A 12,019-nucleotide genomic window follows, 5' to 3' on the forward strand; every position below is an offset into this window, starting at 1 on the left:
TTGAAACATATGCACGGGGAAATCAAAACAGGAAGGTTGTATGATATAAACATGGCTAAACAAGCTAACTCTTTATCCGTGGTTATTCCTGTGCACAATGAGCTAGAGAACCTGGCGCTTTTACATCAGAGAGTAAGCGATGTCATGTCCAGTGTGAATGTTGAGTATGAGGTTGTTTACGTCGATGATGGTAGTAGTGACGGTAGTTTTTCCCTGCTAGAACAATTGGCGGCGACTGACCTCCATGTGAAGGTGGTGGGGTTAAGCCGCAATTTTGGTCAGACGGCTGCCCTGGCAGCTGGAGTGGCTCACAGCAGTGGCGAGGTGCTGGTCCTGCTCGATGCCGATCTGCAGAACGATCCGGCGGATATCCCGCGGCTGCTAGCCAGGCTAGAGGAGGGGTATGATCTGGTCAGTGGCTGGCGGCGAAGGCGGCGGGGAGACGGTTGGCTGCGCTGCCTGTTCTCTCGTCTGGCCAATGCCCTCATCGCCAGAATCGCTGGTATTGCCATCCATGATCTCGGTTGCACGCTGAAGGTCTATCGACGCGCGGTCTTTGCCCATGTTCCCCTTTATGGAGAGATGCATCGCTTGCTAGCAGCCTATGCAGCTCTGGCTGGTGCACGCATTGCTGAGGTCGAAGTGACTCACCATCCGCGCCATGCCGGGCGCTCACACTATGGCCTGGATCGGACCCTGAGAGTACTTCTCGATCTCTTGATCTTGAAGTTCTATAGGAGCTTTGCTACTCGTCCTCAGCAGCTATTGGGCCTGCCAGGGCTGCTGACGCTCGCTCTAGGCGTGGCCTTTCTGCCGCTTGCCCTGGTTCTTTCCTTGCTCACTGACAGACCACGAGTAGGCTCCCGGCCTGGGCCTGTGCTCTTAGGCATGGCTGGCTGTTGCTGCTTCAGTCTCCTCTCGCTCCAGCTCGGTGTGTTAGCAGAGATGCTGATGCGCACCTACTACGAGTCTCAAAACAAGCGACCTTATATTGTACGCTGCCTCGTCTCGGGCGCAGAACGCTGTGAATGTTGGTAGAGCCTAGAATGTCTTGATCGCTGAGAATCTTCTCCATCTAATGCTTGTGGAAACGTTGTTTGAGGGAAGAAGTAGGTAGCACGAGATGAAAATATTGGTAATTGCTCCTCAACCCTTCTTTGTCCCCCGCGGAGTGCCGTTCAGTGTTTATGCCCAGCTACGCGCTCTGAGCGAGTTGGGCTATCAAGCGGACCTGGTGACCTATCCCCTTGGCGAGCCAGTAGCATTTGCCGGGGTGCGCATCTGGCGCGTTCCTGGCCTGCCCTTCGTCCGCGAGGTACCCGTTGGTCCCTCTCCCGCAAAGCTGCTCTTTGATCTGCTGCTCTTTCTTTGGGCCTGCTGGCGGCTTTGTTGCCAGCGCTATGACTGCCTCTGTACGCATGAAGAGGCCGGGGCCTTTGGCGTCTTGCTCGCGGCTCTCTTCCGCTGTCGACATGTCTATTATATGCATTCTCATCTTGCTCAGCAGGCTGCTTGTCTGGGCCATGAGCACCAGCGCTGGCTGCTCCGAGGGCTGCATCGTCTGCAAGTCTGGATACTCCGCCATGCTGATGCAGTGGTGGCAATTTGCCCGGCTCTGGAGCGGGAAGCCTGGCAGATGGGTGCTCGCGGCAAGACCTATGTCATAGAGAACGTGGCCTTATCAGAGGCGCTGCTGCCAGCCGCCGAGGATGGCGGGGGAGAAACTTGCCAGCAGCCGCCTGCTGCAGCTGCAATAGCAACTGAGTCGAGCGAGCTGGCTGCTCTCACTCTGGTGCAGAGGAAAGCCAGGATTGCCGTGGATCGGCCTGATTCCTGGCCTGCCTCGCAGGGGATGGAACCCTTGCTGCTCTACACTGGCACCCTGGAGCGCTACCAGGGGATCGAGCTGCTGCTGGAGAGCGCTGTCATGGTACGACAACGCTGCCCTACCGTCCGTTACCAGATCATTGGTGGACGGCGGGATCAGGTCGTAGCTTTGCAGGCCCTCTGCTGTCGCCTCGGAATCGAGGAGTGTGTGGAGTTCCTTGGCCAGCGCCCGCCCTCCGAGATGGCTGCGTATATGAAGCAGGCCACCATCCTGGTCAGCCCACGTTGCGCGGGGACAAATATGCCGCTGAAGCTGGCGAGCTACTTGCACTCTGGCAAACCCGTGCTGGCAACCTCGATTGCGGCTCATACTCAAGTCCTTAATCCCGAGGTGGCCCTGCTGGTGCCGCCAACGCCACAGGGCCTGGCCGCCGGTACGCTTCTCCTCCTGGAGAATTCGACATACGCACGTGCTCTGGCCTGCGCTGCCAAGCGTTTCGCGGCCCGACGCTGGAGCTGGCCCGCCTTTGTAAGGCAGCAACAGCGCCTCTATGCTGACGTAGTCGCTGCGGAGATGAGGAGGTCCCCTAGATGAAGCGCTATTTGCGCGATCTTTTTGCGGAGGCGGCGGCGGAAGAGTTGCGGCTACCCCGTTGGTTGCTGCATCTCTACCTGACTCTGCTGGAGCCGCCGCTGGGGAAGACGATCCGTCTCGATCTGCTGCGCTCGGTGCTGCGTGGCTATAGCGTGCGAGGAGAGCGCTGGCTGGATGTCGGTTGTGGCATCGGCGATCTGACACTGCGTCTGGCTGCCTGTGGCGCCAGGGTGGTCGGGATCGAGCGTGATGCCAGGCGCGTAGAACGCGCTGCCGCCGTGGCGACTCGTGCTGGTTTGCATCAGGCGCGCTTTCTGGCGGCTGATGTCTGCCGGCTGACGGAGCTAGAGCTGGGGTCATTCGATGGAGTCTGTTGCCTGGCAGTGCTGGAACATATTGTTGATGACCTCGCTTTGCTCCGGCAGATCGCCGCTGTGCTGCGCCCTGGGGGTCTCCTGGTGCTGCAGGTCCCCTCTGCACGTCGGAAGGTGCTTCCTGCTGCCGAACAGGAAGATGGTCATGTACGCCCTGGCTATGCACTCTCTGAAATCTATGCGCTGCTCGAAGCCAGTGGCTTCCGTGTAGTGAGGAACGACTCGCGCGATCCTCTCAATCTTATGTACTGCTGGTCTCTCTGCGCCTGGCTGCTAGCAGGGTTATGCGCTAGCTGCCGATTGCGTGGTCCCTGCTTCGCTCTGTTTGGCCCGCTCTTTCTTCCCCTGATTCGCCTCTCTTCTCGCTGCATTCGGCGAACTGGAAGCGAGTTGGCTTTACTGGCGGTGAGGTGCTGATATTGAGACGATAAACGCTAGACGATCGATATGTGTTTGAGGATGATTACGGGTAATTCTCTTCATGGATTCAATGATGTTAAATGTTGTTCTGCCGATTGTTCCCTGCTCATTCTCCAGAGCAAAGCTATGTAGTGGAGGTGAAAAGATGCGTTGCCTTATTACAGGTGTGGCTGGCTTTATTGGGTCCCATCTAGCAGAACGCCTGCTGGCTGAAGGACATGAGGTCTGTGGTATTGATGCTTTTACCGATGGCTATCCGCGTCAAATCAAGGAGCGGAATATCGAAGGGATCTCTGCATCCAATCGTTTTGACTTTATCGAGGGCGACCTGCTCCGGCTGCCCCTGGTTGCGCTCCTTGATGGTGTGGACTGGGTGTTTCATCTCGCTGCTCAGGCTGGCGTGCGCCAGGGGTGGGGTAATGAATTTGTACGCTATATTGATGCCAATGTGCTGGCTACCCAACGCTTGCTGGAGGCTGCCGTCCGCGCAGGGAATGTGCGACGTTTCGTCTGTGCCTCCTCTTCATCGGTCTACGGCGAGGCGGCCTGCTTGCCGGTGAACGAAGCAGCTCCGTTGCGGCCCGTCTCGCCCTATGGGGTGACCAAGGTTGCCACCGAGCAGTTGTGTATGCTCTATCACCGTAACTGTGGTCTGCCGGTGGTCATTCTCCGCTACTTTACAGTCTATGGCCCTCGTCAGCGGCCTGACATGGCCTTCTACCGCTTCTGCTCTGCGCTGATCAACCAGCAGCCAGCTCTTGTTTACGGCGATGGTCTACAGAGACGAGATGTGACCTATGTGGATGATGTGGTAGAGGCAAATTTGCTGGCGGCGACTGTCCCGGCAGCAGTGGGCCTGACCTTTAATATCGCGGGGGGCGCTCAGGTCAGCATTCGTGAGGTCCTCGGCCTGCTGGAGGAGATGAGTGGCATGCCTCTGCCAGTGAAGTTTCTCGATGAGCAGCGGGGCGAGGCCCGTAATACCTTCGCAGACATTTCACAAGCCAACTATGTCTTGGGCTTCTCTCCACGGGTAGGGCTACGCGAAGGATTGCAACGCGAGCTAGACTATGTGATCTCTTACACTCGCAGCCTGACCTCTCGCCCTTACCTTGGCTGGCCTTATGGCTCGATCAGCCAGCTGCTGGAGGAGAGAGGCGATGATAGATAAATCATCTCCTGTTCTAGCCTCACGTAAAGAGGTGGGGGCTGTGGCGTCTATGTCGCCACAGTCCTCACCTGCGAGGAGGTTGGGACGTATCAGGCTATGTTCCCTGGCCCTGGAGAAGGAGTCTCTTCTGCCTTCTCCTGCTGAGCACGCTGGCGCTGCAGATTCTTCCTCTGTCGCTGCTCCGTCTGCAGGACAGCTCTCCCAGGGCGAGATGGCTGGAAAGAGCGCTTGCTTTGCGGGGGCTGTCCTTTGGAGGAGACCTGCTTGGCGGGTATTGGGAATGCAGGTCTTGGGCGCCATCTCTCTAGCTGCTATCTGTTTGCTAGCCTGGAAGATTCTCGCAATCCCTGTGAGGTGGACGGGCCTTGCTCGCGGCCAGGTGAGCTGTGCCTGTCTGCTTCTGGGAGGGTCGAGCGGGCTACTCTGCGTGGTCATCAGCGCGTACCAGTGGCGCGCCTTATTGCTTGCTCAGGGCAGGCGCCTGGATCTGGCGGAGCTGATCCGGCTCTACCTGATAGGTCTCGCTTTCAGTCACTGTCTACCGCTGGGGATAGGGAGCGATGCTGTCAAAACACTCTACTCGGGTCGAGTGCTTGGCTCCTATCCGCTGGCAGCAGCCACTCTAGCCCTGGCCCGTTTGCTGGGTTTGCTGGCCCTGAGTCTGCTGCTGGGAGGAGCGCTCTGTGTCTGGAGGCAGCTCCTGCCTGCTCCTTTGGCGGCTGTGGCTGTTGCTGCCAGCCTGATGGTCACGCTCGCTCTGGCTTGTCTGTTGGTAATCACCAGGCTGACCAGCAAGTGGCAATGGCCTGCCTGGCGCGCTAAAGCGGGCGGTTTGTCTTGCTCTCGATGTGGCAAGGGGGTGGCTGCTGTGCGGGCTGCTCTGACAACGCTGACGTCCAGGCCGTCCTCTTTCTTGTCTCCGTTGGGCTTCAGCCTCTGTTTCTGGATCATGGCTGCGCTGAACTACTATGGCTATGGTCTGGCTCTCGATATCCATCTGCCGTTGCCTTGTTATCTTGTCGCCATTCCGCTGGTGGCGCTTGCCGCAGCGCTTCCACTTGCTTTATTCAATGGTCTTGGGATACGTGAAGGAACTCTGGTCGCTATCCTGGCTCTTTATCACGTACCCGTGAGCAAAGCCCTGTTCCTGGCGGCCTGTGTGGATGCTCAAGGGGTGCTGCTGGCGTTGGGTGGCTGGCTGGCCTATGTCTTGCAAAGAAGGGAGGGAAAGTGAGCAATGACCCAGCAGCCTGCTAAGCGGCGCCAGTTTAAGCCCGGCGTCGGAGAGCCTTCGTCTCAGGTACGTTTTTACTTCGACGATGAGGATGCCACCCTGATTCTGCCTCTCCTTCCGAGATCGGCAGCGGAGGCGACAACTGACGAGCATGCTAGAGCTGAGGTGAACGCTGCTCTGGCGCCACGACGGGCCTTCGTTCCGCAATCTTTGCCGACCTTGGATGCTAGTGAGTCGTCGAAGACACCGCCCTGGCTAGTTCCGACCCTACGCTTGCGGGTTCTGCCAGGCGCCTGGCGGCGTCGAGCTAGTCGTCGCTTACGATTGGTTCTCATGAGCGGCGGCCTGTTCGTCTTACTCTTACTTGGCCTCTTGTTCTCCCTGCGCTCGCCTGTACCAGCAGTGGTGCTTTATCAGGCTCAAAGTCAGGATTACGATCAGAGTCTGGGAGGGGAGGGACTGGTCTATCCCCAAAGGCAGCTTGTGCTCTCGCTGCCCTTTGCGGGCAAAGTTGATACCGTACTGGTCAAAGTGGGCGACTCTGTCCGTGCTGGTCAGGCTGTGTTGCGCCTTGATCCGCTTGAGTTGTCTCTCCAGCTGAAGCTGGCCTGGGACGAGCTGACAGCAGCGGAGAGTTACTTGCAAGCAGTGATGACCAGTGGCAATTCGACTGCTGTGGCTCAAGCGCGTCAGCGCTATGCGCTGGCCAGAAGCAGATATGAAACCCTGCAGGCTCGTTCCTCTTCCTTCCTCGCAGGGAATTGCCTTTTGGCTCCGCTGAGTGGCGTTGTGACAGCGGTTAATATCGTGGCCGGCCAGTCCTTCTCGGCCAATGCCTCCTTGCTCACGATCAGTGATCAATCCAGGGTAGTAGTTCATGCCAAACTGCCATTGAAGGCGCTGGGACTGATCCATGCAGGGCAGTCCGCAGAGGTCTTTGTCCTGGCAGGGCCAACCCCGACCCTCAAAGGCACGGTGCTAACCATTGTGCCGCGTGCTGATCCGCAGACAGATACCTTCGAGGTGTGGGTAGTACTGGATAACCGAAGCGGGGTTCTCTTGCCAGGCATGAGTGTCTTTGTGCGCATTGCGGTGAAGGGGAGCATGCTGGGATTGCCACGCCTGGCGGTGCTCGATCTGGATCTGGCTCCAGCTGTCTTTGTTGTACAGCGGCAGCGGGCTTATCTGCGCTCGGTGCATGTGATCGCTCGCTCATCTGCCAGGGTCTTTATTGATGTTGGCCTGCGCAGCGGAGAACTGGTTGTCCTGGTGGGCCTAGCTGACCTCCGCAATGGACAAGAGGTGTGCGTAGTAAGCGTTGAGAAGGGTTGATGTCTCGCTAGGTACGTTAGCGTGGAAAGGGATAGATAAGACGCAATGACACAAAAGATCGCTGCTTTGGTGAGATGGCTGAGGCAATGGCCCTGGCGGGAGTGGAAAGCTGCTCATGGTAGATTGCTGCTGGCCTGCGTTTTGATGCTAGGAGCGAGTGGCTTGCCCTGGCTGGCGGACCCTTTGCGGGGTGGCTGCTCTCCCTGGCAAACGCCGCTGGTGCCGGCCTGGTCATTGGCGGCTCCCGGGACGGTTGGCGCTGCGCTGACAAGCGTTGGGGCAGGCTCTTTTATGGCAGCTTTGGTCTGTCTGGGGTGCACCTTAAGACCGTTCGCCGACCAGGACCTATGGCGCTATCGTCTGGCCGGTGCCAGTTGTTTACTGCCGCTCTGCCTGTTCCTGCTGCACTTTACTGCTGTCGATACTCAGCAGGGCGATCTGCTGGCTTATCATAAGCTGGAAGCTCAGCTTATCCTGCGTCACTTGGGCTACAATCTTCCCCGGGACTGGCTCCCTGTGACAGCTCCTTTTGCGTTGGATATGGGAGCACTCCATTGGCGTGTCGTCTTGCTGGTAGACCAGCTTCGTCCAGGGGCTGCTCTGCCTTTAATTGGACTGAGCCTGTGGTTCCGACAACCAAGCCGCAGACAACCCAACCCCAGGGGCAGACCCTGGTCGCTTGTGCTGGCGCTCTCCTGGCGTCCGCTCTGTTTGTCACTGTTGCTAGGAGCAAGCCTGCTGCCGGCTCTCATCGCTCCGCTCTGGTCTCTGCTGGCTGCATGGCAAACAGACCTGGCTATCGCTGCCGGCGAGTATCAGCAGGCTCTCGGATGGCTGGAGACTATCCACTGGCTGGCCCCTGCCGTTGTCGGCTCTGCGGCCTACGAGGAGCAGCTCGGTCAAACCCTCTTTGGGCTAGAGACCCGCTCACAACAAGTGGAGGTGGTGGGCTTTGCTGCGGCTCACTCTTTGCTGCAGCAGCGGGCCTACCTGCGTGCCTATCAGCTGCTTTTCCCGCACTGGTTGGCCCATGCGCAGCAGCAGAAAGACCTTCCTGAGCCGTGGTTGACCACAGCTCTCAGCGAGGCGTTGGAAGGGCTGGTAGAGGCTGCCTGGCCCTCCAGCGCGCTCTCAGGAGATGCCCTGGAGCGGAACCACAGGTTGATCATGGCTCAGGCCTGGCTGAGGCGACTCGCGCAAGTCAATCCAGATAGTCTCTATGCTCACTACCTTCTTGGACGAGCCGATTACGAGCTTCGCAACTATCAAGACTGCCTGGCTGAGATGAGAATAGGGTTGACGCTCTCCTCCGATAATGACCTCCGTTCCTCTGCCTATACCTATATGGGTCTGGCCGAGATTGCTTTAGGACGCTCCGCTGAGGGAAGGGAGGCTTTGCTAGTGGCGCTCGCGCTTGATCCTGAATATCACAATAACACGGCTCGCGAGGCCCTCTCTGGCTTGCACTAAAAGGTATTGAGCGGTGAAACAGCACAAATAAGTATCGTCATCCATTAGTAAATGGGTAAATCAAAAGGAAGGGATGGTCGTAGGGTTTTATGTTCGAGCGTTGGTACTTGGGGCGTGCACTGGTAGGGCGAATGGTGTTGTCGCGCACTGAGCCACCGGCCAGACAAAGACCTCTCCGCTTCTCTGGCTGGCCTCGTCGCCGGCTCCTTCCCAGCCTTGACACTCTCTGCCTACTATTGCTGGCCATGTTAGGAGCAGTTTGGTTTACCTGGCAAGTTGCTCTGGTCCCCCAGCCCGGAGACTTTGATCCTGGTTGGGGAGATGCACGGTGGATCACAGCGGCTGATAGCAGCGCACCGGTCGCTTACTTTCGTTACACTCTACAGCTCAATAGGTGGCCAGAAGGAGCGATTCTGACGATAGCGGCGCGGCAAACGTTCGCTCTGGCTGTCAATGGCGTGTCGCTGGGCAACACTAGCGGCCAGTTCTCCTCGCGCGCCTTTCTCTATGATATACGCCGCGCCCTGCGGATCGGCGTGAACGTCATCGCGGTGCGCGTGGCCAATGCGGACCTGCAGCTACCGGCTCTGAAAGCCTTGCTGGAGATCAGGAATGGGGTAAGAGCCTACCGCTATAGCTCGGGAGGGGCCTGGCAGGCCACCGCTCAAAGCAGTCTGGCTCATCGCCGTAATGCAGTTACGATCAATGCCTGGAGCCTACCCGACTTCGATGCCACCGACTGGCAGCAGGCGAGAGTTCTGCCAGAAGAAGCCGGCCCTCTACCTTACCTCTCGTTTGATCCTCGTCCCTATCAGCAGCCCCTGCCTCATCTCTGGCTTAGAGCTGGCAGCTCGGATGTATGCTTTACCAGACTTCTCGACATACCAGAGGAGGCAACCAGAACCTGGTTACGTCTTGGAAGCCCTGCCCGAACGAGTATCTATCTCAATGGAAGGTTGCTGGCGACCCTCGCCGGGGGCGTCCAGTCTCTGCCTTTCAAACAGCTTTCTCCTACCGAAGGCTATCAGGCCGGACTTCCAGTCACGCCGTATGACATCTCGCCCTGGCTGCATACTGGACACAATACGCTCACTATCCATGCAGTTCTGCAAGTACCGCCAGCCGAAGGGCAGATGGAGCAGCTCTTCAGGAAGGTGGCAGTGCTGACCGACGTCGTCATTGAGAAAAGCGGGGATCAGCCTCTGTGGCTGGAGCCATCAGCGGCCTGGCGTCTGGCCGATCATCAGGCTTGTGAACGGCTAGACGCCGAACAGGCGCCGAATCGCTGGCCCTCAGCCCCTCTCGAAATTCCTTCTGCTCCCTTGCTCCTGCCATACCTGACCACCATCTCGGTCGCCTCACCTTCTCTACTCTCGATACCTGCCAAAGGCTGGATAGTTCTTAGTGGGGCGGTAGTCAGCGTTGGGCTACCCTGGCTTGGGCTGGGCCTGTGGCTCGCGAGCGGGTGCTCTGCTGCTCCTCAAGTGCTTTGGCGACGATTGAGCCTGGCTGTCCTCCCACCGCTGGTGCTGGCGGGACTATTGATAGCGCTGGCCTGTACCCCAGCGCTTCCACACCCCTGGCCATATACCTGGCCCTGGCTCTGGTTTCTGGGCGCACTCCTCCTCCTGGGCTACGCTGTGCTTGCCTGGGCGATCTGGTGGGACACTCATAGATCTCAGGTTGGCCTCCAGACAGGTGCTTGGCAGGCGAGAGAGAACAGTCCCAGTAAGTCCGGCGAAGGAGTGAGTATTGCTGTTGGCTCAGAAGGGAGGAGCCGCCTGCAAAGATGGGGTCGACGGTTGTCGCTGTGTTGCCAGTCGATCGCCCGCTCCTCCTGGCGATCCTGGTGCTTCTGGGTGACCATCCTCCCGCTCATGGTCGTGGCCGTGCCCCTGTCAAGCTACCAGCTCTCTTATGAGCCTTACTGGCAGGATGAGCTTTCTAGCTACTATGCCGCACATGGCATTTTGGCCACCGGCTGGCCACTCTTCCCCTCGGGTTTTCTCTACACTAAGGCTGAACTCTATTCTTATCTGCTGGCCGCCTGGAGTCTGCTCTTCGGCGATCACCCAGAGATAACGCGTGCAATCAGCGTTGGCGAATACCTTCTCTGCCTGCCTTTGCTCTACCTGGCAGGCTGTTACTTCTTCTCCCGCCGCGTGTCATTGCTCGCCACAGCCATGCTGGCCTGCTCACCACTGGCCTGGGTCTGGTCACGCCAGATGCGTATGTACCAGCAAGCACAGCTTCTTACTCTCTTGACCTTGTTGCTCTTTCATGGCTGCCTACAGCGTCAGGCGCGCTCTCGCCTCATCTACGTCGCGGCACTCAGTCTGTTGGCAACTTATCTGAGCCATGAGGAGACCTTTATCATACTGCCTGCGCTGCTGCTTTGTACTCTCTGCTGCAGAGACCGGACCCAGCTCAGCCTGGCAGCCCTTTGTCGCTCGCCTTCCTGGCAACGAGCTGGCCTGCTCTGTGGAGTCGGTATCGGCTTCCAGCTCCTGCTAGCTCATGGTAGCCATCCGCCTGTGCTCGGAACAGATGCTTCGCAGCGTCCCCTCGTCCATTTCACCTTGGACAACGTCATCTTCTATGCAGAAATACTGTTTTCGCCTGCCACAAGCGGACGGACGCCCTGGCTCCTCCTCAGTTCCGTGAGCATGGCGCTAGGTGGCCTCCAGGCCGTTCGTAGAAAAGAGCCACGTGCTTGCTACTGCCTCTTGTTTTTGCTAGTTTCCTGGCTAACGTTGATCTATGGCTTCACGCTTCAGGCTGATCGCTACCTCTATCCATTGCTGCCTTGCTATTACCTGCTGAGCGCCTACGGAGCGAGCGAGCTAATGCAAGCTCTTGGCAGGCTAACGATGACCTTGATAAAGACAAGCTCTGGGCCGTCTGACCGGAGCTGGAAGTGCGTAACAGAGGTGCAGCGCCTGTTCCTGATAGGAAGCTCGGGCCTGCTATGTGCCCTCCTCTTGATTGCGCCGTTGATAGCGATGAACACAAGCAATCTGTTCCTGAGCCGGCTGCTGGGCCTGCCCTATCACCGTCACTATGCCGACTACGATGTCGTTGGAGCCTATCTACGGCAGCACCTACGCCGAGGGGACGTGGTAATTGCGGTAGCTCCTGCCAACTGTGTACGCTATTATGTGGGGCGGGTCGATTACTTTTTCTCCATCGATCGTGCCCTCTATCTCATGGAGCAGCGGGGGCATATCATCGAAACCGCCTCTGCGGCGGAGGCGCTTCTCAACCAAGAGGATTTCGCAGCGGTGCTGGCTGAGCACCCGCGGGTCTGGATTGTCTCAGATGGCGGGCCATATGAGTCTGCTGTCAGAAAGCGCTTTATCTTTCCGCCCGATGTACGCCTGGTCTTTGAGGGGTATGCATCGGCTCTTTATCTACGTGGCGGTTAGCTATTTCGGAGGGTCTAATTCTATGCGAAAGAAGCTATACAGGCTATTGCGAACTATTGTATGGATTGTGATTGTGCTCTGGGTAATCATGACCGCGGCTGGCTATATTGTGAGCTGCGCCCCGCTCTGGGAGCAGTTTCCCCATCCACCCCTGCTCGTGGGAGCCAGCCC

8 protein-coding genes are annotated in these 12,019 nt (G+C 58.1%); all 8 read left to right on the plus strand.

The genetic code is table 11. The features are described 5' to 3' along the window. Nucleotides 1–51: 51 nt before the first annotated feature. The 8 genes from IRZ31_RS16235 (at nt 52) to IRZ31_RS16270 (ending at nt 11,848) form a co-directional block, all read left to right on the plus strand. Nucleotides 52–1,038, plus strand: coding sequence for a glycosyltransferase family 2 protein (locus IRZ31_RS16235; RefSeq protein ID WP_297155502.1), 987 nt, complete (start codon nt 52–54; stop codon nt 1,036–1,038). An 85-nt stretch (nt 1,039–1,123) separates the two neighbouring features. Further along, entirely contained in the window at nt 1,124–2,422 is a 1,299-nt protein-coding gene (locus IRZ31_RS16240) for a glycosyltransferase (protein WP_297155504.1), read from the plus strand. Further along, nucleotides 2,419–3,213: a class I SAM-dependent methyltransferase gene (locus IRZ31_RS16245; protein WP_297155507.1), complete on the plus strand. Its 795-nt coding sequence runs from the start codon at nt 2,419–2,421 to the stop codon at nt 3,211–3,213. Before IRZ31_RS16240 ends, IRZ31_RS16245 begins: the two co-directional genes overlap by 4 nt. 148 nt (nt 3,214–3,361) lie before the next feature. Further along, complete coding sequence (locus IRZ31_RS16250) at nt 3,362–4,387, plus strand: NAD-dependent epimerase/dehydratase family protein (protein WP_297155509.1); 1,026 nt, start codon at nt 3,362–3,364, stop codon at nt 4,385–4,387. A gap of 280 nt (nt 4,388–4,667) precedes the next feature. Beyond that, complete coding sequence (locus IRZ31_RS16255; RefSeq protein WP_297155511.1) at nt 4,668–5,621, plus strand: lysylphosphatidylglycerol synthase domain-containing protein; 954 nt, start codon at nt 4,668–4,670, stop codon at nt 5,619–5,621. Between the two features lie 3 nt (nt 5,622–5,624). Further along, nucleotides 5,625–6,953, plus strand: coding sequence for an efflux RND transporter periplasmic adaptor subunit (locus tag IRZ31_RS16260; RefSeq protein ID WP_297155513.1), 1,329 nt, complete (start codon nt 5,625–5,627; stop codon nt 6,951–6,953). Between the two features lie 45 nt (nt 6,954–6,998). Next, complete coding sequence (locus tag IRZ31_RS16265; protein ID WP_297155515.1) at nt 6,999–8,423, plus strand: hypothetical protein; 1,425 nt, start codon at nt 6,999–7,001, stop codon at nt 8,421–8,423. A gap of 245 nt (nt 8,424–8,668) precedes the next feature. Next, nucleotides 8,669–11,848 carry a glycosyltransferase family 39 protein gene (locus IRZ31_RS16270; protein ID WP_297155517.1) on the plus strand — a complete coding sequence of 1,060 codons (3,180 nt, stop codon included), beginning with the start codon at nt 8,669–8,671 and terminating at the stop codon, nt 11,846–11,848. Nucleotides 11,849–12,019 lie beyond the last annotated feature (171 nt).

The sequence above is a fragment of the Thermogemmatispora sp. genome (assembly GCF_019683635.1).
Classification (GTDB): Bacteria; Chloroflexota; Ktedonobacteria; order Ktedonobacterales; family Ktedonobacteraceae; genus Thermogemmatispora.

What these genes read in the sequence shown, in the direction of transcription:
- IRZ31_RS16270 (WP_297155517.1), top strand. Translation starts at nt 8,669, where the DNA reads ATGTTAGGAGCAGTTTGGTTTACCTGGCAAGTTGCTCTGGTCCCCCAG.
- IRZ31_RS16235 (WP_297155502.1), top strand. Translation starts at nt 52, where the DNA reads ATGGCTAAACAAGCTAACTCTTTATCCGTGGTTATTCCTGTGCACAAT.
- IRZ31_RS16250 (WP_297155509.1), top strand. Translation starts at nt 3,362, where the DNA reads ATGCGTTGCCTTATTACAGGTGTGGCTGGCTTTATTGGGTCCCATCTA.
- IRZ31_RS16260 (WP_297155513.1), top strand. Translation starts at nt 5,625, where the DNA reads ATGACCCAGCAGCCTGCTAAGCGGCGCCAGTTTAAGCCCGGCGTCGGA.
- IRZ31_RS16240 (WP_297155504.1), top strand. Translation starts at nt 1,124, where the DNA reads ATGAAAATATTGGTAATTGCTCCTCAACCCTTCTTTGTCCCCCGCGGA.
- IRZ31_RS16255 (WP_297155511.1), top strand. Translation starts at nt 4,668, where the DNA reads ATGCAGGTCTTGGGCGCCATCTCTCTAGCTGCTATCTGTTTGCTAGCC.
- IRZ31_RS16245 (WP_297155507.1), top strand. Translation starts at nt 2,419, where the DNA reads ATGAAGCGCTATTTGCGCGATCTTTTTGCGGAGGCGGCGGCGGAAGAG.
- IRZ31_RS16265 (WP_297155515.1), top strand. Translation starts at nt 6,999, where the DNA reads ATGACACAAAAGATCGCTGCTTTGGTGAGATGGCTGAGGCAATGGCCC.